19 protein-coding genes are annotated in these 22,097 nt (G+C 71.0%); 13 read left to right on the plus strand and 6 right to left on the minus strand.

Annotated features, from left to right (window positions below):
- The first annotated feature begins 143 nt into the window (after positions 1–143).
- On the plus strand, positions 144–812 hold the full coding sequence (locus P2424_RS14180) for an HAD hydrolase-like protein (protein WP_276476114.1): 669 nt from the start codon (positions 144–146) through the stop codon (positions 810–812).
- Positions 813–953: 141 nt separating this feature from the next.
- On the plus strand, positions 954–1,373 hold the full coding sequence (locus P2424_RS14185) for an ankyrin repeat domain-containing protein (protein ID WP_276476115.1): 420 nt from the start codon (positions 954–956) through the stop codon (positions 1,371–1,373).
- A gap of 155 nt (positions 1,374–1,528) precedes the next feature.
- Here the strand turns inward: P2424_RS14185 and P2424_RS14190 are convergent, their stop codons facing one another.
- The 3 genes from P2424_RS14190 to abc-f form a co-directional block, all read right to left on the minus strand.
- Complete coding sequence (locus P2424_RS14190; protein WP_276476116.1) at positions 1,529–2,308, minus strand: class I SAM-dependent methyltransferase; 780 nt, start codon at positions 2,306–2,308, stop codon at positions 1,529–1,531.
- 208 nt (positions 2,309–2,516) lie between these two features.
- A complete protein-coding gene (locus tag P2424_RS14195; RefSeq protein WP_276476117.1) occupies positions 2,517–3,485 on the minus strand; it encodes a virginiamycin B lyase in 969 nt (322 codons plus the stop codon).
- Complete coding sequence (gene abc-f / locus P2424_RS14200) at positions 3,485–5,128, minus strand: ribosomal protection-like ABC-F family protein (protein ID WP_276476118.1); 1,644 nt, start codon at positions 5,126–5,128, stop codon at positions 3,485–3,487. Before abc-f ends, P2424_RS14195 begins: the two co-directional genes overlap by 1 nt.
- A 474-nt stretch (positions 5,129–5,602) precedes the next feature.
- On the opposite strand from abc-f, the gene P2424_RS14205 reads away from it, so the two are divergent.
- From P2424_RS14205 to rox, 3 genes are all read left to right on the plus strand, one after another.
- Complete coding sequence (locus P2424_RS14205; protein ID WP_276478967.1) at positions 5,603–6,277, plus strand: TetR/AcrR family transcriptional regulator; 675 nt, start codon at positions 5,603–5,605, stop codon at positions 6,275–6,277.
- A 433-nt stretch (positions 6,278–6,710) separates the two neighbouring features.
- Positions 6,711–7,118, plus strand: a complete 408-nt coding sequence (locus P2424_RS14210; RefSeq protein ID WP_276476119.1) for a RidA family protein — start codon at positions 6,711–6,713, stop codon at positions 7,116–7,118.
- A 401-nt stretch (positions 7,119–7,519) separates the two neighbouring features.
- Positions 7,520–8,965 carry a rifampin monooxygenase gene (gene rox, locus P2424_RS14215; RefSeq protein WP_276478968.1) on the plus strand — a complete coding sequence of 482 codons (1,446 nt, stop codon included), beginning with the start codon at positions 7,520–7,522 and terminating at the stop codon, positions 8,963–8,965.
- Between the two features lie 73 nt (positions 8,966–9,038).
- Here rox and P2424_RS14220 read toward each other — a convergent pair whose 3' ends face one another.
- Positions 9,039–9,755 (minus strand): Clp protease N-terminal domain-containing protein, encoded by a 717-nt coding sequence (locus P2424_RS14220; protein ID WP_276476120.1) that lies wholly within the window; start codon positions 9,753–9,755, stop codon positions 9,039–9,041.
- Positions 9,756–10,202: 447 nt separating this feature from the next.
- Between P2424_RS14220 and P2424_RS14225 the strand changes: the two genes are divergently transcribed.
- The 4 genes from P2424_RS14225 (at position 10,203) to P2424_RS14240 (ending at position 14,211) form a co-directional block, all read left to right on the plus strand.
- Positions 10,203–11,792, plus strand: coding sequence for a PQQ-binding-like beta-propeller repeat protein (locus P2424_RS14225; RefSeq protein WP_276476121.1), 1,590 nt, complete (start codon positions 10,203–10,205; stop codon positions 11,790–11,792).
- Positions 11,793–12,411: 619 nt separating this feature from the next.
- Positions 12,412–12,852 (plus strand): helix-turn-helix transcriptional regulator, encoded by a 441-nt coding sequence (locus P2424_RS14230; protein ID WP_276476122.1) that lies wholly within the window; start codon positions 12,412–12,414, stop codon positions 12,850–12,852.
- A gap of 115 nt (positions 12,853–12,967) precedes the next feature.
- Entirely contained in the window at positions 12,968–13,678 is a 711-nt protein-coding gene (locus P2424_RS14235; RefSeq protein ID WP_276476123.1) for a hypothetical protein, read from the plus strand.
- Between the two features lie 188 nt (positions 13,679–13,866).
- Positions 13,867–14,211, plus strand: coding sequence for a DUF2516 family protein (locus P2424_RS14240; protein WP_276478969.1), 345 nt, complete (start codon positions 13,867–13,869; stop codon positions 14,209–14,211).
- Between the two features lie 194 nt (positions 14,212–14,405).
- Here the strand turns inward: P2424_RS14240 and P2424_RS14245 are convergent, their stop codons facing one another.
- On the minus strand, positions 14,406–15,947 hold the full coding sequence (locus tag P2424_RS14245; protein WP_276476124.1) for a SpoIIE family protein phosphatase: 1,542 nt from the start codon (positions 15,945–15,947) through the stop codon (positions 14,406–14,408).
- A 462-nt stretch (positions 15,948–16,409) separates the two neighbouring features.
- Positions 16,410–17,528, minus strand: a complete 1,119-nt coding sequence (locus tag P2424_RS14250) for a C40 family peptidase (protein WP_276478970.1) — start codon at positions 17,526–17,528, stop codon at positions 16,410–16,412.
- A gap of 316 nt (positions 17,529–17,844) precedes the next feature.
- On the opposite strand from P2424_RS14250, the gene pstS reads away from it, so the two are divergent.
- The 4 genes from pstS to pstB all read left to right on the plus strand — a co-directional run bounded on the left by pstS (position 17,845) and on the right by pstB (position 22,005).
- On the plus strand, positions 17,845–18,969 hold the full coding sequence (gene pstS / locus P2424_RS14255) for a phosphate ABC transporter substrate-binding protein PstS (RefSeq protein WP_276476125.1): 1,125 nt from the start codon (positions 17,845–17,847) through the stop codon (positions 18,967–18,969).
- Positions 18,970–19,176: 207 nt separating this feature from the next.
- Complete coding sequence (gene pstC, locus P2424_RS14260) at positions 19,177–20,145, plus strand: phosphate ABC transporter permease subunit PstC (protein WP_276476126.1); 969 nt, start codon at positions 19,177–19,179, stop codon at positions 20,143–20,145.
- Positions 20,142–21,215 carry a phosphate ABC transporter permease PstA gene (pstA, locus tag P2424_RS14265; protein WP_276476127.1) on the plus strand — a complete coding sequence of 358 codons (1,074 nt, stop codon included), beginning with the start codon at positions 20,142–20,144 and terminating at the stop codon, positions 21,213–21,215. The genes pstC and pstA overlap by 4 nt, the downstream gene beginning before the upstream one ends.
- 13 nt (positions 21,216–21,228) lie before the next feature.
- Positions 21,229–22,005, plus strand: coding sequence for a phosphate ABC transporter ATP-binding protein PstB (pstB, locus tag P2424_RS14270; RefSeq protein ID WP_276476128.1), 777 nt, complete (start codon positions 21,229–21,231; stop codon positions 22,003–22,005).
- The last annotated feature ends 92 nt before the right edge of the window (positions 22,006–22,097 follow it).

Consider the following 22,097-nt stretch of genomic DNA (forward strand, 5'->3'; position numbering starts at 1 on the left):
AACGCCTGCGACAATCACTGCCTGCCCGGCCGACGGCGCTGCCCCGGCAACGGGACGGCCGAGGCCCACGAACGGGGACACGGAGGATGGTGGCCGCAGTGCAGCCTCAGAACAACTCGGCTCGGATCAGCTCGGCAGAGTGCGTGATATTCGACTTCGACGGCCCGTTGTGCCACCTCTTCGCCCGGCACACCGCCGCCTCGGTGGCCGCCACACTGCGCGCGACCTACGCCGACGGCCCCGACGGCCCGGCCGCGGGCTGGCCCGAGACCTCCGACCCGCTGCGGCTGCTGACCGCCGCCTTCGACGACAGCACACTGCTGCCGCCGGAGAGCGCACGGCGGATGGAGCAGTCCCTGTCGAGCGAAGAGGTCGCCGCCGCGGCGGTCGCCTTCCCCACCGGATACGCGGACGCCCTCGTACGCACCCTGCACGCCACGGGCCGCACGATAGCCGTCGCCACCGACAACTCCGCCGAGGCCGTACGGCGCTACCTCGCCGGACGCAACCTGTTGGAACCCTTCGGCGAACGGCTGTGCGGACGGGTGTGCAACGGCACCGGCCTGCGACTGAAGCCCGACCCGGACTGCGTGCTGCGTGCCCTGGAGTCGACCGGCGCGGACGCGGCCGTCACGACGATGATCGGGGACTCCGCGCAGGACGCGACGGCCGCCCGAGCCGCCGGGGTCGGCTTCGTGGGCTACGCACGCAACGAGCGCAAGGCGCGGGAGCTGCGCGCGGCCGGAGCCGAATGGGTCGTCGGATCGCTGCGCGAGGTCCTGCTCACCGTCGACCCCCTGGCGCACGTCTGAAGAACCGTCCGCGGGGACGACTGCGAGGACGTCCTCCGGGAGGCCGCCGGGGCACCCTCGGGGAGGCCCGCGGATCGTCCGAGGAGAGCGCTCGGCCCCGGCAGACCCTCCGGCCCCCGCGGCGGTCCGTACGCTGGCCCCATGAGTGACGCACCCACCCCCGCGAGCGAAGAACCGGCACACGACCCCGAGGTCCTCGAACTGGCGCAGCGGATCTTCGACCTGGCCCGGCACGGCGACACCGACACCGTCGCCGCCTACGTCAGGGCGGGCGTCCCGGCGAACCTGACCAACGACAAGGGCGACAGCCTCCTGATGCTGGCCGCCTATCACGGTCACCCCGAGACCGTGCGCGCCCTCGTGGCGCAGGGCGCCGACCCCGACCGCACCAACGACCGGGGCCAGTCCCCGCTCGCCGGAGCGGTCTTCAAGGGCGAGGACGCGGTGGTGCGAGTCCTCGTCGAGGCGGGCGCCGATCCGCGTGCGGGGACACCGTCCGCCGTGGAGACCGCCCGGATGTTCGAGAAGCAGGAGCTGCTCGAACTCTTCGGGGAGCAGTAACCCCCGGCCGGCTCCGGCCCGCCGGAGTGGGCCGCGCGGCCGGCCCCTGTCCGAGCCCGCCGCGGGGCCTTCCCTTCATGGCATCAGCGGTCGGGGACGGGCCGGACGCCTTCGTTCGGAGGGCGTCCGGACGGCGGCGGCCCGCGGCCACCCGGTCAGGCGGACTCGTCGGCCCTGTCTGCCGACTTGCGGGCCTCGATGAGGAAGCGCGCCGAGTGGGCGACGAACGGCCCCTCGCGCTCTATCCGGTCGTGCAGCTCCCGCAGCCGGTCGCGGTACCGCTCCACGCTGAAGTCATGGACCATCCACACGACCTTGCGCAGGAAGTAGACCACCGCTCCGACGTCGAAGAACTCCATCCGGAGCCGCTCGGACCGCAAATCCACCACCGACAGCCCGGCCGCCTCGGCCGCAGCCCGCTCGTCCTCGGGCCGCCGCAGCCGACGGGCCTCCGGCTGGGGACCGAGGAAGTACTCCACCAGTTCGAACACCGACGCCGGTCCCACATGCTGAGCCAGATAGCTGCCGCCCGGCTCCAGCACCCGGGCGATCTCCGACCACCGGGCCCGCACCGGGTGCCGGCTGACCACCAGGTCGAACGCGCCGTCGGCGAACGGCAGCGGAGCCTCGTCCGTATCCGCGACGACGACCACGCCACGTGGACGCAGCAGCCCGGTCGCCTTGACCACGTTCGGCGGCCACGACTCGGTGGCGGCCATCACCGGCGGCAGCCGCTCCGCCCCCGCGAGCACCTCACCGCCGCCGGTCTGGATGTCGAGCGCGGCGGAGGCGGTGGCGAGCCGGGCGCTCATCTGCCGCTGATATCCCCAGGACGGCCGTTCCTCGGTCGCCCTGCCCTCCAGCCAGGAGAAGTCCCAGCCTTCTACGGAGACGGAAGCGGCCTCCGCCACCAGATCATCGAACGAGCGCACCATCCCGTCATCCTCACGGCTCGGCCCCGCCGCCGCCAACCGATTTCCACTGCCCCAGGCACCGACGCTGCCTCCGGACCGCTCCACCTCCTCAGGGCCGTCAGGGCCGTCAGGGCCGTCAGGGCCGTCAGGGCCGTCAGGGCCGTCAGGGCCGTCAGGGCCGTCAGGGCCGTCAGGGCCGTCAGGGGCCGTCAGGGGCCGTCAGGGGCCGTCAGGGCAGCAACGTGCTGATCCGCACCACCTCTCCCCGCTCCAGCGCAACATGGACGTCACCGTCCGGGCCGACGGCCAGGCCGTGTGGTTCGGATCCGGGCGTGGGCAGCGGATGCTCCACGAGGTGGCCGGAAGGGGCGCGGGCAGCCACGCGGTTGCCCGCCCACTCGGTGACCCAGCAGGTGCCGTCCGGGCCGACGGCCACTGCGTGAGGCCTCGACTGCCGGTCGGGCAGTGGGAACTCCTCGACCCGGCCGTCCAAGCCGATCCGCCCGAGCTGGCCGGCGCCGATCTCCGCGAACCACAGCGCGTCCGCTCCGGCGGCGATACCCACCGGTGCCGCTCCCGCAGTGGGCAGCTCGTACACGGTGACGCTGCCGTCGAGCGTGATCCGGGCGATCGCGTCCGCCTGGTTCAAGGTGCACCACAGTGCCCCGTCCGGGCCGGCTGCCAGCGCGGAGGGAAAACAGCCGTCGACCGGCAGGGGAAACTCGGTGACCTCGCCTTCCGTGGTGATCCGGCCGATGCGATGGGCGCTGGTCTCCGTGAACCAGAGTGCGCCGTCCCCGGCCGCCGCGATGCCGTACGGGCCGCACTCCGGTGTCGGGAGGGCGAAGGACGTGGTCTCCCCGTCGACCGTGATCCGACCGATGCGATGGTCCCTGGTACGGGTGAACCACAGGGCTCCGTCGGGCCCCGGCGTGATCACCGTCGGGCCCGAATCCGCCGCGTCCAGCGGAAAGGTCGTCACCCGGCCTTCCGGCGTGACGCGGGCCACGGCGCCCGCCGTCACGAGAGTGACCCACAGTGCCCAGTCCGGTCCCGCGGCGATGCCATAGGGGCCCGTCCCGGGGCCGAAGGCTGCCGTGGTGGTCACGGCCACCGGAGGCGCCGAAGGGGTCGGCTCCGGACCGTGGTCGGACTCGGAACGCGGCGCGTGTGCGGTGCTCGCTGGATCCTGACTCATCAACAACTCCTCTCTCCGGCCGCTCCCTCGGAGAGCGCCGCGTCCGGTTCTTCCAGTGCCAGCTGCGCACCCCGCCAGCGCTGCCGCAGCCTGCGGTCGTGGCTCACGACGACCACGGCGCCCTCGTAGGCGTGCAGGGCCTCCTCCAGCTCCTCGACCAGCGCGGGGGACAGGTGGTTGGTCGGCTCGTCCAGCAGCAGGATGTCGGCCGGCGTGGTCACCAGCCGGGCCAGGGCCAGGCGCTGCCGCTGGCCGGTGGAGAGCCGGGAGACGGGCACCTCCAACCGCTCCGGGGCGAACAGGCCCAGCGCCAGCAGCCGCCGGGTGTGCTCAGCTTGCGGCCCAGGGCGGCCGTGCGCGTAGGCGTCGAGCAGGGTCTGCTCCGATCCGCCGGAGATCTCCGGATCCTGGGACAGGTGGCCGATCGTGCCCCGGTGCGCGACCCGGCCGGTGTCCGGTACCGGCTTCCCTGCGAGGGCGTTCAGCAGGGTGCTCTTCCCCGCGCCGTTCGGCCCCGTCACCAGCAGTCGCTCGCCCGCCACGAGTGCCAGGTCGGTCCGCGCCAACCTGCCCCGGACCGCGATCCCCTCGGCCGTCAGCACCGTACCGCGCAGACCCCCGGTGCGTAGCTCGGGAGCGAACCGCAGCGGGACGGGCGGGGGCGGCACGGGGTCCGCCAGCAGTCGGCGCAGCCGTTCCTCGGCATTGCGGACCCGCCCGGCCAGGGACTGCTGTACGCGCCCGGCGGCCCGGTCGTAGGCCATCTTGTTGCCGTCCTTCATCGCCCTCCCGGGCGCCACCCTGCGGGCCGTGGTGGCGGCGGCCTCCCGGAGCCGTTCCACCTCGGCCCGCCGACGCTCGTACGCCTCGGCCCAGCGGCGGCGGGCTGCGGCCTGCTCCGCCAGATAACCCGCATAGCCGTTGCCGTAGCGGACCACCGTGTGGCGATCGCCGTCCACCTCCAGCAGCGTCGTCGCGACCCGTTCCAGGAAGGTGCGGTCGTGCGAGACGGCGAGAGTGGTGCCGCGGCGGGTCCGCAGATGCTCCTCCAGCCAGCGGAGCGCGGCGTCGTCCAGATGGTTGGTCGGCTCGTCCAGCAGCAGCACCTCGGGGCCCGCGGCCAGCAGCGCGGCCATCCGGAGCCGCACCCGTTCGCCACCCGAGAGGCCGCCGACGATGCGGCTGCGGGGCAGGAGCCCCAGTCCGAGACCGTGCAGCGCACGCTCGACGCGGGCCTCGGCGTCGTAACCGCCCCGCAGTTCGAACGCGGTCAGCAGGTCTCCGTACTCGGCGAGGGCCGATTTCTCGCCCTCCGCCATCGCCGCCTCCAGCGTGCGCAGGCGCCGCTCCATGGCGCGCAGCTCGCCCAGCGCACCGTCGATGACCTGCTGGACGGTCAGCTCCGAAGGAAGCGGCGCGTCCTGAGCGAGGTAGCCCACTCCTCCCTCGGCGTGCAGCACGACCTCTCCCGCGTCCGGCTTCTCGTGCCCCGCGAGCAGCCGGAGCAGGGTCGACTTGCCGGAGCCGTTCTCCCCGACGATCCCCGCTCGTTCACCCGCCGTGAGGGAGCAGCTCGCTCCGTCCAGAACCGTGCGGCCGTCGTACGACTTGGTGACGGCCGAAGCCGTGATCCGGGTAGCCATCCGTGCTCTCCAGGGCGATCAGGAATGAAGCGGCCAACGGGGACCGCGGGACCGGGTGAACGCTCTGGTAGAGCATCGACAACTCCTCTTCCGTGTCGCGGCGTGCGCGACGGGTGACTCCTCGGGCGCGACCGGCGGACTTTTACCGCGACGCATGTCGCGTTAAGATGTTGGCACGGCGAGCGCGGTCACGGCAAGGCGGAAAAGAGGGAAACCGCGGAAGCCGGACCGACACCGGTCGCGGACCCGGGTCGGCGGAGCCGGAGCGCGAGGCGAGGGAAGCGGGATGAACGCGACGTGACAGCAGAGGAACACAGGCCGGAGAAGCCGGCCCGGCACGCACGAAAGCCGGGCGGCACGGACGGCGGCAGGGAGCAGGCCCGCCCGGGCCGGGACAGCCAGGGCAGTCGGGACAGCGAGGACAGTCGGGACTCCGACCGTGACCCGGAAGCCGCCCGAGGTGACGAGGGGCCCCTGGACAGCGGTGCGGCCCGGAGCGCCGGCGCCCGGCGGCCGGGCGGACGCACGGCGCGCGTGCGCGAGAAGGTACTGGAGGCCGTCGGCCCGCTGCTGGTCGAGTACGGCTTCGACGGGCTGACCGTGGACGCCGTCGCGGCCCGCTCGGGCGTGCACCGCGCCACGGTCTACCGCCGCTGGCGGGACGTGGGCGGCCTGCTGGCCGACGCGCTCGACGCGGCGGGCGACGACGGCTGGCGCCCGCCCGACACCGGCTCCCTGGAGGGCGACCTGCGAGCGCTGAACGACGAGGTGCAGGAGGCGTTGACCGAGGAGCCCTCGCTCGCACTGGCCATGATCGCCGCTTCCTTCCGCTCGGAGGAGGCGGCGCGATCGCTGCGGCGGTTCTGGGACGAGCGCTACGCGCGCTGCACCGTGGTCGTGGACCGCGCAGTGGCGCGCGGGGAGCTAGAACCGCCCGTCGACGCGCGGAAGCTCGTGGTGAGTTCCACCTCTCCCGTCTACCACCACCGGGTACTGCTGCACGCTCCATCCGACCCGGAACTGCCCGCAGAGGCGGCCCGCGCAGCGGTGCTCGCCGCGCGGGCCGGGGCGTTCCGCAGCCCGCCCGGCGCCCCCTCCGGACGCCGGGCGGCGGATCAGGCCGCCGCAGAGGCCGGACCCGGGACATGAGCCGGGGCCGGGCCGGGGCCAAGCCCGGGACCTGACCAGGACCGGGCAGGGACTCGATCGGAACCGGGGCCGGACCGGGACCGAGGGTGGAACCGGAGCTGCACCCGGGACCGGAGAGCGGGGCCGGGATCCCGACCCGCCCGGTCCGCCCGACCCGCCCGGCTCGTCCGCCGTCCGCGGTCGGCCCCGAACCGTGCCGCGCCCCGCACCGCAGAAGGCAGCAGGGGGCAGCAGGGGGCAGCAGGAGCGAGCGGACGCCCCGCCAAGGCGAATCCACCGGGGAGCTGCACGGTCACCTTCTGGTGCCCACGGCACCGAAAAGTGCGTTCTTCCACGTCAGAAAGCACTCTCTTATGGTGCTCGAGTATCCATAAGAGACCGTACGACGTCTGAACGCGCGGGCCCCGCACCCGTACACAAGGAGGCGCACAGCATGCCCGTGACTCTCGTGAACCCCGCCGGACTGCCCGCGATCGACGCCTACCGGCAGGTGTCGATCGCCTCCGGATCGCGACTCGTCTTCGTCGCCGGACAGGTGTCCCGGGACGCCGAGGGGACCACCGTCGGCGAGGGAGACCTCGCCGCGCAGGTCGAGCAGTGCTACCGGAACATCGGCACGGCGCTGGCCGAGGTCGGCGGCACCTTCGAGAACGTGGCGAAGCTGACCTTCTACGTCGTCGACTGGACACCCGACAAGATGCCCCGGCTCATGGAGGGGGTCTCGAGGGGTGCCGCGGCAACAGGTGCGGCTTCGACCCCGCCGGCCACGCTGCTGGGCGTCGCGGCGCTCGACATCCCCGAACATCTCGTGGAAATCGAGGCCACCGCGGTCCTGGAGTGACAAGCCGCCTTTCGCGGGCGGTGCCGCAGGGCGGCTATCGGCGCATCGGACGACTTCTGAACCGCAGTTCGGAAGCACGTTGCACACTCCCCGCCACTCTTAACGTATAGCGCACCGGGGGCCTTGCCACAAGCCCCCGGTGATGCACCAGAATCACGGTCCGAGACCAGAACCTGGCTAAATCAGGGATTCGCGTATTTCACGTGCTATGCGGCGTATTCGCGAGCTGGTCGCCGTGCGGACGCGCAAGGGCGGACCGTCGGTGCGGCCACAGCGCGGACGCGGAACACGAAAACGGTCGTCGAGGCGGCCGCTCGGTACGGAGTGCCGGGACGGGCCCGCCGCGCTGTGGGCGCAGTGGAGCGGCCGGCCGGAAGGCAGTCGGGGAGATGGGGGATTCGATGATCGACGTGATCGTGGCCGGTGGCGGGCCGACCGGAATGATGCTGGCCGCGGAGTTGCGGCTGCACGGGGTGCGGGTGGTCGTATTGGAGAAGGAGGCGGAGCCGACCACGGTGGTCCGCGCGCTCGGCATGCACGTGCGCAGTATCGAGATGATGGACCAGCGCGGCCTGCTGGAGCGCTTTCTCGCACTGGGCAAGCAGTACCCGGTGAACGGGTTCTTCGCCGGCATCAGCAAGCCGCACCAGGTGCGTCTGGACACCGCGCACGCGTACGTCCTCGGTATCCCGCAGCCCCGCACCGAACAGCTGCTGACCGAACACGCGGTGGGGCTCGGCGCCGAGCTCCGGCGCGGCTGCGAGGTGGTCGGACTGAGCCAGGACGCACAGGGGGTGACGGCGGAGCTGGCCGACGGCACCCGGCTGCGCTCGCGCTGTCTTGTCGGCTGCGACGGCGGCCGCAGCACGGTGCGCAAGCTGCTCGGCGTGGGCTTCCCAGGCGAGCCCAGCAGGGTCGACACGCTGCTGGGCGAGATGGAGGTGGGCGTACCGGCGGAGACGCTGAACAGCGTGATGGCGGAGGTCCGGAAAACTCAGCGCCGGTTCGGTGCCATGCCTCTCGCCGACGGGGTGTACCGCCTCATCGTGCCCGCCGCCGGAGTGGCCGAGGACCGCACGGTCCCGCCGTCCTTCGAGGAGTTCCAGCAGCAGCTCCGGGTGCATGCGGGGACCGACCTCGGTGTGCACTCGCCGCGCTGGCTCTCCCGCTTCGGTGACGCCACGCGGCAGGCCGAGCACTACCGGACCGGCCGGGTCCTGCTGGCGGGCGACGCGGCGCACATCCACCCGCCGACCGGTGGGCAGGGACTCAATCTCGGCGTCCAGGACGCGTTCAACCTCGGCTGGAAGCTGGCGGCCGAGGTCAACGGCTGGGCGCCGGAGGGGCTGCTGGACAGCTACCACGCGGAACGGCACCCGGTGGCCGCCGAGGTACTGGTCAACACCCGTGCGCAGATGGAGCTGCTCTCGACCGAACCGGGGCCGCTGGCGGTGCGCCGACTGGTCTCGGAACTGATGGACTTCGAAGAGGTGCACCGGTACCTGAACGAGAAGCTCACCGCCATCGGGATCCGGTACGACTTCGGCGAGGACGGTCACCCGCTCCTCGGCCGGCGGCTGCGGGACGTGGAGCTGAAGCGGGGGCGGCTCTACTCGCTGCTGCACGCCGGCCGCGGGCTGCTGCTCGACCAGACCGGTCGGCTCTCGGTCGAGGGCTGGGCCGACCGGGTCGACCATGTGGTGGACGTCGCCGAGGAGCTGGACGCACCCGCCGTCCTGCTGCGGCCGGACGGACATGTGGCCTGGGCCGGCGAGGACCAGGCGGAGCTGCTCGACCGCCTGCCGCGCTGGTTCGGCGCCCCGGCCGACTGCACCCCGGCCGACTGACCGACCCCCGGCGCCCGGACGCGAGCACGGCGGAACTCGGCTGTACGTCCCGCTCACGTCCGGACGACGGAGGTCATTCCCGCGCTGCTGCTCGGGCGTCCGCAGCCGGGGCGTCGAGGGCCGCCACGTCGAAGCCGGCGTCGGCCAGGACGGCGGCAGCCACTCCCCGGCCGATCTGTGCCAGCCCGACCAGCAGGTCCTCGCAGTCGATGCGGGCCGAGCAGCGTTGCGCGGAGCGCTCTTCGGCGAGGGCGATGGCCTTGCGGGAGTAGGGGGTCCAGGCGATGCGTTCGGCTGCCCGGGAGGCTCCCATGCTCAGCCGGGTTCCGACGGACCGGTGGACGGCCTCCGGTGGGACACCCGCGGCCCGCAGGAGTGCGGTGGCGCTGTTGTCCTCTGCTGTCAGCCCCCGGAGCAGGTGCTCGGTGCCGATGTAGTTGTTGCGGTGATGCACCGCTGCCTCCTTGACGTGGACCATCGCCCGGCGGAGTCCGTCGGTCATCGTCTCGGGGCCGTAGCGCTTGTGCGGGGCGTGGAAGCGCTGTTGGACGGCCTGCCGGGTCACCCCCAGGGCCGCGCCGATCTCCGTCCACGAGGCGCCGTGCATCCGGCAGTGCTCGACGTAGTCCTCGACCAGGTCGTCGGCCAGGGTCTGGAGTTCGGCTGCGACTCCGGCGGCGGCCGAGAGCAGCGCGAGCCAGTCGGGCTGTTCATTCCCGTCGGGGCGGTGCGCGGTGTCGCATCGCCGGTCGACTTCTGCGATGAGGTCGTCCAGGTCCGAAAGCGGCATGAGGCAAGTACGCCTTGACAGTTCTGGATTGTCAAGGCGTACTTGCCTCCCATGGAGCCGAGGACGGGCAGCGCCCGGAGCGGGCTGCCCTGTCCCGGATGAGTGTGGCAAGGGTGAGGCTCAAACTGCGACGCCTACGGTCGACTTGAAGGGCGGCGGCTGTCCCGCTCAACCGTGGGCAGCCGCCTCCGGGATCCGCCTCTCCGATCAGATGGCCGTTGTTCTGGCCACCTTCTGGGAAATCATCGAGGCGCCAGGCAGGTGTCTTTCGCGATCTGGGCGTCGCCGTCAGCTCGCCACGTTCACTCGCGTGGGACGGACTGCACGGTCAGGGCCTTGCCCGGCTGCAATCCATTGGTGTACTTCGGCACCCGACGGGATCATGAGTTGCCGCCGCGTCGCGCCCGGGACGGCGGTCGCTCATGTGCCGACCTGGAGGAATCCTGTATGACCCTTGCGCCGATAGTCCGACGCGTGCTTGGTGACGGCCCATTTGCCGAGATGGGAGAACCTGCTCTGGCCGTCGTTGACGAGCGCTCGCGGACGGTCGCTGTGGGTGGGGACCTCGGGCATGTCCAGTGGAGGGGCAGCGGGACCGCGGACTCCCGATGGACGGGGCACCGGATCGGTGTCTATGAGCAGGACGGGCTGCGGTGTCAGCATCTGGTGCGGTCGAGGTACCCCGTTCGGTCTCTCGCCTTCCACCCGGTTCTTTCCCTGTTGGCCGTTGGTACGGGGCAATACGACGGCGGCTACTCGTTCGAAGGCGAGCTGCTGCTGATTCACCTGGAGTCCGGCGACGTGGTTTCCGCCCTGCAGTACCCACGGGAGGTGCTTGGCGTGGAATGGCGTAGCGAGACGGCACTTCATCTGGTCGTGGCGCCATGTGATGACTGGGAGAACCCTGAGGCACACGAGCAGGGGCATGCGGTCGTTGTGGCTCGCTCGGACTGGCGCGCCGTCGGACAGGGGCAGATCCCCGCCCGGGAGCTGGCTGCCACCGCGGAGCCGGTCGTCCCGCCGGAACACAGCGCCGAGGCCCGCCGAATCCTCGCGGACCTCGCGGCCTCGGCCGGTCGACAGTGGTCCGTGCGCCGGCGGGTGTGGGCTGTCGAAGGTACGGAGGACGGCCGCGTGCTGGCCGCTCTGGACGGAGTCCTGGCGGAGTCGTGGCTGCGATCAGGAGACCTGCAATGGGCGGTCGAGGACGAGGAAGGCGGCCGACAGCTGGTTCTGGCCTCCGACGGCACATCGGTCTGGACTAACGCCGAACGCCGCAGTCGCCGCAAGGGACGGCACTGGGAGACGTCCGCACCCCGGCTGGCCCGAATCGCTGTCGACACAGGGCAAGTGCTGGAGACCCTGAGTCCAGGCGTGTTCACGGTTCTCGTCACAGTCGACCACAGGGCGATCCTGAGGCCGTTGGACGGCCGTCGCAAGCGTCCCGAACGGCTGCTGATGTTCGACCTCGACGGTCCGGTAGACGGTCCGGAGGTCAGCCACTTCGACTTGTTCAATCACCCGTTCGCCGTCCGCCGCGCGAGCCGTCCCTACATCTTGGTCGGCACTGACCCGGACAAGCCGCACAGGGACAAGTGGGTCACCGCCCTGGACGCCGATGGGACGTTGCAGCGGCTCTTCCCTCACTCCTGGGTGCCGGAGGAGCATCACTTCGGGGGTCCTGCGGTCGAAATCGGGCAGTCCCTGGTCTATGCCGGCGCCGTTCACCACGGTCAGGGGCTCCAACCCGGTGGCGCCTACGTCGTGCGGCGATCCCTGAACGGCTCAGTGCAGTGGCAGTACCGCACCGATCATCCCGCCACCGACCTCGACACCGACGGGGACACCGTCTACGTGGCCTACAACTCCGGTGCCCTGACAGCACTGGACGCCAACGACGGCTCGGTGCGATGGCACACCGAGCTCAAGGTCGGCGGAGCACCGACCACGGCACTGTCCCTCGCTGTGGCGCCCCAAGGGCACTTGATCATCGGGACCGTCGACGGCCGGATCCTGGAGTGCCCGCCTCGGCCGTGACCCCGAGAGCGAAGCCTTGGTTCTTCGTGGTTCGCATGTCTCATGAGGCGAGACCATCTGCTCGTGAGGTGCCATGTGGCTGACCCGCTTGGGGGCGGATTGAATTGACGCGGCCACCAGAGGCGGATACTCCGCCGGCTGCTGCTCCCGCCTGGATGACTCGGGCGCAAGAGCTTCCCAACTGTGTGTTCAGCGTCCGTAGGACGGAGTGCGGCGCAGAAGTCCGCGCATGATGAGCGGAGGCCACCACTCTGGGGTGCTCGGTGCCGCCGGTGGACGGGCCGGGCCGGTGCTGAGCACGGCGAAGCCCTCCGAGGCCAGCAGATGCCCCAGCAGCACGACACTCGCGGCCTGGGCGTCATCGACCAGGCGGACCGATGTGCCGTGCAGGGCGGCGCGATGAGCGGGACGCAGCGGCGGGTCAGAAAGAGCCGGACAGATCGGCAGATGGTCAAGGTTGACTGCGACACGCGACCAGATGGTTCAGACAGACCGAGATTGGGTCACCTTCAGCGAGACGCGTCACGTCGCGCTCAGTGACAGGCACTCGCGACGGCCATGACGCACACTTGCAAGCAAGGTGCTTGCAATAGTTAGCAATGAGGTGCATGCTGTGTGCATGGCCTCGCTCAACGTAGGGAACCTCGGCGAGTTCCTGCGGGAACAGCGCCGGACCGCGAAGCTGTCGCTGCGGCAGCTCGCGGAGGCCGCCGGCGTCTCGAACCCGTACCTGAGCCAGATCGAGCGCGGCCTGCGCAAGCCCAGCGCGGAGATCCTGCAGCAACTCGCCAAGGCGCTGCGGATCTCGGCGGAATCGCTCTATGTGCAGGCCGGAATCCTCGACGAGCGGGACCGGGAGGACCTGCTCCAGGTTCCGGCCGCGATCCTCGCGGACTCCACGATCAACGAGCAGCAGAAGCAGGCGCTGCTCCAGATCTACGAGTCGTTCCGCAAGGAGAACGCGCAGCAGCGGGCGGCCGCCCCCGACACGGCGGATCCGCCGGCGGCGGGGGCACCCGCGGCGGAGCCCCCGGCAGGCGGAGTAAGCACAACAAGCTGAGCAAGGACAGCGAGGGGCCGCGACGGTGCGGGCCACCGGCACCGGGCCGCGGGCGTCGGCCCCCTCGCGACGGACGGCCTCATCAGGCGAGTTGAGCCACGAAAGGCGAACCCTCATGCCCATCGCGAATGACCTGCGCAAGACCCTCACCGACCCGACACCCCTCTATGCCGCCGCGGGCGTCGTCGACAAGCTCCGCGAGGAGGCACCGCAAGCCCTCGCCGCGGTCCGCGAGACGGACCCCAAGGAGGTGCAGGCGCGGCTCACCCAGCAGGCCAAGGAGACCCAGGTCAAGGTGAGCGAGACCCTCGGCGGGCTGGACACCGACATCAAGAAGCTGCGCGAGCAGGCCCAGCACTTGGCACTGCAGGGAGTCGGCGTCGCTGCCGAGTACGCGGTCAAGGCGCGGGAGACGTACGACGAGCTGGCCGTGCGCGGTCGCGAGGCCGTGAAGAACTGGCGCGGCGAGAGCGGCGACGACACCCCCGAGGTGACCGTCGAGCGCGAGCCGGCCCAGGCTGTCAAGATCGCCGAGCCGCCGGCCGAGGAAACCGCCGAGGGAACCTCCGGAGCCGCTCCGCGCGGCACCTCCGCCGGCTCCACGAGCGGCACCCGCGGCAGCACCGGCTCCGCCCCCTCCGACAAGAGCGCGGGCAAGAGCACGACCGCGAAGAGCACCGGGACCACGGCGTCGAAGAGCACCACGGGCAGCGGCAGCGCCAAGTCCGCCTCCGGCTCTGCCGCCTCCTCCGGCGCCAAGAAGACCGGCACGACCCGCTCCACCACCTCCGGCGCCCGGAAGTCGGCTCCGAAGTCCGACTCCTGAGCGGCCCGCGAGCGCCGCGGAGCGGGCCGGGCACCGTACGCGGTCCCGGCCCGCTCCGCGAGCGCTGCGGTACGGTTGCGGCAAGCCCTTCGAGTCCTCCGCCATCCCTCCGAGCCACGTGACCACCGCGACGACTGCGACCGAGGCGACCGAGCAAGGCACCGACACCGACCGGGAGTGTGAGCACCATGCTGTTCGCGGGCTTTCAGGCCACTGTCTTCGGGCTGATCAGCATTGTGCTGCTCGCCCTGGCGGTGTTCACCTTCGTGGACGCCGCCTTCCGGCGCGAGGACGCCTTCCGGGCCGCGGACAAGCAGAACAAGCAGTTCTGGCTGATCATCCTGGGGATCGCCGTCCTGGTGAACCTCGTGGTGCAGATGTTCCTGCTGCAGATCATCGGACTGATCGCCACGATCGTCTACATGGTCGACGCCCGCCCGGCGCTCAAGCAGGTCATGGGCAACGGCCGGGACCGCCGCCCGCGCGGCGGCAGCAGCAGCGACGGCCCGTACGGGCCGTTCAACGGCAGGTGACCGCTCGCGGCTCACTCTCCTGCGACGGCCGCCGACGCGCCGTGCGGTGACGTGCGGTGACGTGCGGAACCCTGAGGGAATCCTGAGCACGGTCGCCGGGAGCCCGGGGGAACGCTCCCGGCGGGAGCCCGGCAGGGCGCCGGAGCACGATCCGGCCGCGGAGCCCGGGACGCCACGTCTGACGGGCCGGGCCGCTATGCCTGAAGGCCCCGGTCCAGCAGCAGCACGGCCACGTCGTCCGTGAGCTCCCCGCCGTTGAGCCGGCGCACCTCGTCCATCGTCCCGTCGAGCAGCCGCTCGCCCTGCGCGCCCTCGGCCATCCGCCGGGCCACGATGTCGAGCATCCCCTGCTGGCCGAGCCGCTCCCGGCTCGGCCCGGTGCCCTCGGCCGAGCCGGCCCCGGCGCGGGGCTCCTCCGCGCGGCCGCCGTGCACCCGGCCCTCGATCAGCCCGTCCGTGTACATCATCAGACTCCAGGAACGGCCCAGTCGGACCTGGCGGCGCGGCCAGCGTGCGTGACGCAGCAGTCCCAGCGCGGGACCGTTCTCCCCTTCGGGCAGCAGCCAGGGCGCAGCCCCCGCGTCGGCTCCGGCGAACAGCGGCGAAGGGTGCCCGGCCAGGCAGACGCCCGCGCTGCGGCCGTCTGCCGCGATGTCGACGGTGCACAGCGTCGCAAAGATCTCCTCGCTGCTCCGCTCGTTCTCCAGCACCTTCTGCAGGGTGCTCAGCAGCGCGTCCCCGCACAGTCCGGCGAAGGTCAGGGCGCGCCAGGCGATCCGCAGCTCGACGCCGAGCGCCGCCTCGTCGGGCCCGTGGCCGCACACGTCGCCGATCATCGCGTGGACCACGCCGTCCGGGGTGCGGACCGTGTCGTAGAAATCGCCCCCCAGCAGCGCTCGGGAGCGGCCGGGCCGGTACCTGGCGGCGAACCGGAGGTCGCTGCCCTCCAGCAGCGGCCGGGGCAGCAGCCCGCGCTCCAGCCGGGCGTTCTCCTGGGCCCGCAGCCGGCTCTCGGTGAGCTGGCGCTGGGCCAGGTCGGCACGCTTGCGCTCCACGGCGTAGCGGACGGCGCGCATCAGCAGCCTGCCGTCCAGCTCGTCACGGAAGAGGTAGTCCTGGGCGCCGACCCGGACGGCCTCGGCAGCCCGCTCCGCGTCACTGCCGTCGGTGAGCGCCAGGACGGCGTGCCGCGGGGCCATCCGCAGGACCCGGTGCAGGATGTGCAGCTCGTCGGAGTCCGGAGCCGGTCCGGCACCGGAAAGGGACGAGGCTCCCGAATTCTGCGCTCCGGACACGTGGGCCCCGGACGCGAGGGCTCCGGACGCGGACGCGCCGGGTTCGGCGGCGGCACCGGCCTCCGCCGAGGCGCCTCCCGCTCCCGCGTCTCCCGGGGCACCGGACGTCGGCCCGGGCGCGGTCTGCGTCGCCTCGGCCGCGGGTCCCTCGAACGGGGCCTCCTCGGCCTGCCCGCGAAGCTCGCACGGCAGTGCGAGATCCAGCAGGATGCAGTGGACGTCGTCGGTGAGCAGCCGTGCGGCCTCGGTGAGGTTGCGGGCGGTACGGACCCGCACGGGCCGACCGTAGGCGTCGAGCATGCGGGGCACGCTCAGCGCACCGGTCGGATCGTCCTCGACGACCAGCAGGGTCAGGCTGCTGCCGGGTCCCTGCGCAGCCTGCCGGGCCGACGCGTCGGCGGCCTGTGCCAGCGCCCCGGCCTGGGGCGCGCTTACGGGCATGCGGAAAACCTCTCCCTCCCCCGAGGGCGTGGTGTGCGCCGAGCGGCGGCCACCATGGGTGAGCCCGGAACGGCGCGCGGTGGTGGGGCGCTCGTCATCCCGGGCTGTCGGACAGGACCTTAGCGTCCGCGTGCGGATGGACGGAATGGCCGACGATAATCCGTCACTGTCATATGCCCGCGCCACAACGGGAATTCACGCCGCTATGGCCCCGTTTCCCCCCGCCCCCGCATGACCAAGCTCACGCGCTGGAAAACGGGGCGCCGCACCGCCCCACCCGGGATATCCCCGCACGTCCTGCTTTGCGCGATGAACGCCCTTTCACCTGTCGGACAAAGAGGTTCTTTCACCAGTCGAGAAGGGGTGAAATCCGGACAGGACACCCTTCACCGGCCGAAGAGCCGACGAGCGCCGACGAGCGCCGACCGAGGAGAGCCCTGCCCGAACGGACAGGACCCTTGACTACTTGTCCGGACGGACGACACCCAGGATCGGCATGCTGCCCGCGCCCTCGATGGTGATCTGCCGGCCGGTGCGCGGGGCGTGCAGCAGCGCGCCGTCGCCGACGTAGATCCCCACGTGACTGGCGTCCTTCTTGTAGATGATCAGATCACCGGGCCGCATCTTCCGGATCGGGACGTGCGGCAACTGCTTCCACTGTTCCTGCGAGGTACGCGGGATCCGCACCCCCGCCGCCTCCCAGGCCCGCATCGTCAGTCCGGAGCAGTCGAAGGTGTCGGGGCCCTCGGCACCCCACACGTAATCCTTGCCCAGCTGCTTGGTGGCCCATTCGATGGCGCGCCGGCCGGCCGGGGACGCCTTGCCGTCGAGCCCCTTCAGCACGCCCGACCCGATCCACTCGGCCTGCCGCGCCCTGGCCGCCTCGTCCTGCAACTCACGCAGCCGCTCCCGCTCCTCCTTCTTCAGGCCGGACTCGATCTTCTCGGCCTGCTTCAACTGCGCGGTGATCTTCTTCTTGGCGGCAGCCTTCTTCTTGCGGTTCCGCTCCAGCTTCCTCCACTCGTCGGTGGCGTCGGCCGAGTATCCGCGAAGCCGAGCCCGGGTCCTGGTCAGGGAGCCGAGGAGCCCGCGTGTGGCGTGCTGCCCCTTGCGGGCCAGGGAGACGCCCCGCAGGAACTTCTCCGGGTCGTCGCCGAGCATCAGCGTGGCGGCGTCCGGCATGCCGCCGTTGCGGTACTGCGCCCGGGCCATGGCGCCGGCCGACTTGTTGAGTTCGTCCAGTTCGCCCTGGGTGGTCTCGATGCGCTGGGACAGCTTGGCGACGTGCTTCCGCTGCTTGTCGACGGCGGCCTCGGCCGCGTTGTAGGCGTCCGTCGCCGAGCCGGCCTTGTCGTGCAGCTTCTCGATCTGCTTGCGGATCTGCTCGAGGGTCGGTTTGCCGGTGCCGCCCGGCTCGTCGGCCCCGGCCCGGGAACCGGCCCGGGTGCCGCCGGGGTCCGGCTTCCCCGGCGCGGCGTACGCGGCACCCGGAGCGAGTCCGGCCAGCAGTGCCATGGTGCAGGCCGCCACGAGCCCGTACCGGACGGACGGGAGGGTCGAGCTGGTCTGCGGCCGTGTCACCCGGGCCACCCCCTGAATGTGGTCAACTTTGGCCGACGCAGCGTGATAGTGCCATGCCCGGCCGGAAGAGAACAGAGGAATGTACTGACGAGTATCCACAGGCGCGGCCGCGGAGCGGACCTCTTGGAGGGGCACCGGGCTGACCGCCGAGGTTCACTCGGCGTTCACTCAGCTCCGTCGGCCGCTTCACCTGATCTGTCTAATTTCGGCCTTACCAAGCGCGCGGCACAGCCTGGATCAGGAACCGCGCCCCGTAGCCAGAGACCCGACGGCCGGCCGGCCGTCGCTCCCGGGCCCAGGAAGGAACTGAACGAAAGTGAAGCTTCAGCGCACACTCCGGCTCCGCACCGCCGCCGTCGGCGCCCTCACGGTCTGTGGCGCCCTGGCCCTGAGCGCCTGCGGCTCGGACGACAACTCCGGCGGCTCCGGCAGCGACACGACGAAGGCGGCCAGCAAGATCAAGTGCGAGGGTGAGGGCAACCTCCTCGCCTCCGGCTCCAGCGCCCAGAAGAACGCCATGGACATCTGGACGCAGACCTACCAGTCCGCCTGCGGCAACACTCAGATCAACTACAAGCCCACCGGATCCGGCGCGGGCATCCAGGAGTTCCTGCAGGGCAAGACGGCCTTCGCGGGCTCCGACTCGGCGCTCAAGCCGGACGAGGTCGCCAAGTCCAAGAAGGTCTGCAAGGGCGGCCAGGGCATCGATCTGCCGATGGTCGGCGGCCCGATCGCGGTCACCTACCACCTGGAAGGCGTCGACGGCCTGGTGCTGGACGCGGACACGCTGGCCAAGATCTTCGACTCGAAGATCACCAAGTGGAACGACCCCGCGATCAAGAAGCTCAACCCGGACGCGAAGCTCCCCGGCAAGAAGATCCAGGCCTTCCACCGGTCCGACGAGTCGGGCACCACGGACAACTTCACCAAGTACCTCAACACCGCCGCACCCTCCTCCTGGAAGCACGAGCCGGAGAAGGCCTGGGCGGGCAAGGGCGGCCAGGGCGCCGACGGCTCCTCCGGCATCGCCACCAACGTCAAGCAGAACGACGGCTCCATCGGCTACGCGGAGCTCTCCTACGCCACCGGCAACGACCTGGACACGGTCAAGCTGGACACCGGTGCCGCGGAGCCCGTCGACGCCACCGCGGACAACGCCTCCAAGGCCATCGCGGACGCCAAGGTCGTGGGCCAGGGCAAGGACCTCTCCCTGGAGCTGAACTACAAGACCGAGTCCGAGGGTGCCTACCCGATCGTCCTGGTGACGTACGAGATCGCCTGCGACAAGGGCAACAAGAAGGAGTCGCTGGACGCGACGAAGTCCTTCCTCAAGTACACCGCGAGCGAGGACGGCCAGAAGGCCCTCAAGGAGAAGGGCTACGCCCCGATCCCCGACGAGATCATCACCAAGGTCCGTTCGACCATCGACGGCCTGAGCTGAGCAGACCCCGCCGCCACGGCGGGACCCCGACGGCGTGGACCGGCGGTGCCCAGCGCACCGCCGTCCACTCCACCACGCAAACCCGCGCCCTGAATATCACGAAAGTCCCGATCACCGGGGTGCGAACGATCCGGTGCACCGCCAAGGGGCCGCGTCGCGGAGCCATACCGCGCGCACAGCGGCCCGCACCGTCAGACCGGAGAGATCATGGCTACCGAAACCCCTCCCGCGACAGCGGCCTCCGCGAAGGGCGCCACTCGCAAGGGTGACCGAATATTCCTCGGGCTCTCCCGGGGATCCGGGATCACCCTTCTGGCGATCATGGCCGCGATCGCCGTCTTCCTGACCTGGCGGGCAGCGCTCGCCATCGGCGCCGACGAGGCCAACTTCCTCACCAGCTTCGAGTGGGACGCCAATGCGGACCCGCCCCGCTTCGGCATCGCCGTCCTCGCGTTCGGCACCGTCGTCAGCTCCCTCCTCGCGATGGTGCTCGCGGTGCCGGTGGCCGTCGGCATCGCCCTGTTCATCTCGCACTACGCGCCGCGCAAGCTGGCGGCGCCGCTCGGCTACGTCATCGACCTGCTGGCCGCCGTCCCCTCGATCGTGTACGGCCTGTGGGGTGCGCTCTTCCTCGTTCCGCACCTGACCGGCCTCTACACCTGGCTGGACACCTACCTCGGCTGGACCGGGCTCTTCACCTACCACGGCGGCGCCGCCCGCTCCCTCTTCACGGTCGGCATCCTGCTCGCGATCATGATTCTGCCGATCGTCACCAACGTCTCCCGCGAGGTCTTCCGGCAGTCGCCGAAGATGCAGGAGGAGGCGGCCCTCGCACTGGGCGCCACCCGGTGGGAGGTCATCCGCATGTCGGTGCTGCCCTTCGGCCGCTCCGGCATCATCAGCGCCTCCATGCTGGGCCTCGGCCGGGCGCTGGGCGAGACGATGGCCGTCGCCACGGTCCTCTCCCCCAGCTTCCTGATCAAGGCCAGCCTGCTGGAGCCCGGCGGCGGCACCTTCGCGCAGAACATCGCCGCCGGCTTCAAGGAGGCCGGTTCCACGGGCCGGGACGCACTGATCGCCTCCGGCCTGGTCCTCTTCATCATCACCCTGCTGGTCAACGGTGCGGCCCGGCTGATCATCGCGCGCCGCAAGGAGTACTCGGGAGCGAACGCATGAGCCGGACCGCTGTGGCCGACGCCCCCGTCGACAGGGCGGCACCGCCGGTGAGCACCCTGCGGCAGCCGCGGCTGCCACGCTGGGCGCCGCTCGGCCTGGCCGCCGTCGCCGCCGTGCTCGGCATCGGAATCGGACTGGTGGGCGGACTGGACAGCCGCCTGCAGTGGGGACTGATCGCCGCCGTCCTCTACCTCGGCCTCACCGCGGTGCTCGCGGGCACCGTGGAGGGGACCAGGCAGGCCAAGGACCGGCTGGCGTCCAGCCTCATCTGGGTCTGCTTCCTGCTGGCCGTCGTCCCGCTGGCCTCCCTGCTGTGGGAGACCCTCGTCCGCGGCGCGAAGGTCCTGGACGGCTACTTCCTGACCCACTCCATGAGCGGAGTGATCACACTGGAGCCGGGCGGCGGCGTCTACCACGCCCTGATCGGCACCCTGGAGCAGGTCGGCCTGGCCACCGTGATCTCGGCGCCGCTCGGGCTGCTGACCGCGGTCTACCTGGTCGAGTACGGCACCGGCAGGCTGGCCAAGGCCATCACCTTCTTCGTGGACGTCATGACCGGCATCCCCTCGATCGTCGCCGGTCTGTTCATCCTCTCGTTCTGGATCATCATTCTCGACTTCGGCTACTCCGGCTTCGCGGGCGCCATGGCGCTGGCGATCCTGATGATGCCGATCGTCGTGCGCTCGACGGAGGAGATGCTCAAGCTCGTCCCCAACGAGCTGCGCGAGGCGTCGCTGGCGCTGGGCGTACCGAAGTGGAAGACGATCATCAAGGTCGTGCTGCCGACCGCGATCGGCGGCATCACCACCGGCATCATGCTCGCCGTCGCGCGCATCGCCGGTGAGTCGGCCCCGATCCTGCTGCTGGTCTTCGGCTCCGCCGAGATCAACAACAACCCCTTCGACGGCGCGCAGTCCTCGCTCCCGTACTTCATCTACGAGCAGTGGGCCCTCGGCAACGAGGCGTCCTACGACCGCGCCTGGGCAGCCGCCCTCGTCCTGATCGCCTTCGTGATGATCCTCAACCTGGTCGCCCGCGGCATCGCCCGCTGGAAGGCCCCCAAGCACTAAGAGAGTGATTTCCATGGCCAAGCGCATCGACGTCAGCGGCCTCTCCGCCTACTACGGCAGCTTCCGCGCCATCGACGACATCTCCATGACCGTGGAGCCCCGCTCCGTGACGGCCTTCATCGGCCCCTCCGGCTGCGGCAAGTCCACCTTTCTGCGCACCCTCAACCGGATGCACGAGGTCACCAACGGCGGCCGCGTCGAGGGGAAGGTGATGCTGGACGACGAGGACCTGTACGGCGCGGGCGTCGACCCCGTCTCCGTGCGCCGCACCGTCGGCATGGTCTTCCAGCGGCCCAACCCCTTCCCGACCATGTCGATCTACGAGAACGTCGCGGCGGGACTGCGGCTCAACGGCGACCACCGCAAGAAGGACCTCGACGAGGTCGTCGAGCGCTCCCTCAAGGGCGCCAACCTGTGGAACGAGGTCAAGGACCGGCTGAACCGTCCCGGTTCGGGCCTCTCCGGCGGGCAGCAGCAGCGGCTGTGCATCGCCCGGGCCATCGCCGTCGAACCGCAGGTGCTGCTGATGGACGAGCCCTGCTCGGCGCTCGACCCGATCTCCACCCTCGCGATCGAGGACCTGATCGGCGAGCTGAAGTCGCGCTTCACCATCGTGATCGTGACGCACAACATGCAGCAGGCGGCGCGCGTTTCCGACCGCACCGCCTTCTTCAACCTCGCCGAGGTGGGCGCCCCCGGGAAGCTCGTCGAGATCGACGACACGGAGCGCATCTTCTCCAACCCGACCGTCCAGGCCACCGAGGACTACATCTCCGGCCGCTTCGGCTGATCCGGCCGGGCTGGTTCCGGCCGGCTCCGGCTGGTGCCTTCCAGCCGGTTCGGGCGGTCGCTCCCCGGCCGCTGCGACTGGCCGGCCCGGCC

It is taken from the genome of Streptomyces sp. WMMB303, from assembly GCF_029351045.1.
Lineage (GTDB): Bacteria > Actinomycetota > Actinomycetes > Streptomycetales > Streptomycetaceae > Streptomyces.

Coding starts and splice junctions, on each gene's coding strand:
- P2424_RS14185 (WP_276476115.1), top strand. CDS start 954: ATGAGTGACGCACCCACCCCCGCGAGCGAAGAACCGGCACACGACCCC.
- P2424_RS14190 (WP_276476116.1), bottom strand. CDS start 2,308: ATGGTGCGCTCGTTCGATGATCTGGTGGCGGAGGCCGCTTCCGTCTCC.
- P2424_RS14195 (WP_276476117.1), bottom strand. CDS start 3,485: ATGAGTCAGGATCCAGCGAGCACCGCACACGCGCCGCGTTCCGAGTCC.
- abc-f (WP_276476118.1), bottom strand. CDS start 5,128: ATGGCTACCCGGATCACGGCTTCGGCCGTCACCAAGTCGTACGACGGC.
- P2424_RS14210 (WP_276476119.1), top strand. CDS start 6,711: ATGCCCGTGACTCTCGTGAACCCCGCCGGACTGCCCGCGATCGACGCC.
- rox (WP_276478968.1), top strand. CDS start 7,520: ATGATCGACGTGATCGTGGCCGGTGGCGGGCCGACCGGAATGATGCTG.
- P2424_RS14220 (WP_276476120.1), bottom strand. CDS start 9,755: ATGCCGCTTTCGGACCTGGACGACCTCATCGCAGAAGTCGACCGGCGA.
- P2424_RS14225 (WP_276476121.1), top strand. CDS start 10,203: ATGACCCTTGCGCCGATAGTCCGACGCGTGCTTGGTGACGGCCCATTT.
- P2424_RS14230 (WP_276476122.1), top strand. CDS start 12,412: ATGGCCTCGCTCAACGTAGGGAACCTCGGCGAGTTCCTGCGGGAACAG.
- P2424_RS14235 (WP_276476123.1), top strand. CDS start 12,968: ATGCCCATCGCGAATGACCTGCGCAAGACCCTCACCGACCCGACACCC.
- P2424_RS14240 (WP_276478969.1), top strand. CDS start 13,867: ATGCTGTTCGCGGGCTTTCAGGCCACTGTCTTCGGGCTGATCAGCATT.
- P2424_RS14245 (WP_276476124.1), bottom strand. CDS start 15,947: ATGCCCGTAAGCGCGCCCCAGGCCGGGGCGCTGGCACAGGCCGCCGAC.
- pstC (WP_276476126.1), top strand. CDS start 19,177: ATGGCTACCGAAACCCCTCCCGCGACAGCGGCCTCCGCGAAGGGCGCC.
- pstA (WP_276476127.1), top strand. CDS start 20,142: ATGAGCCGGACCGCTGTGGCCGACGCCCCCGTCGACAGGGCGGCACCG.
- pstB (WP_276476128.1), top strand. CDS start 21,229: ATGGCCAAGCGCATCGACGTCAGCGGCCTCTCCGCCTACTACGGCAGC.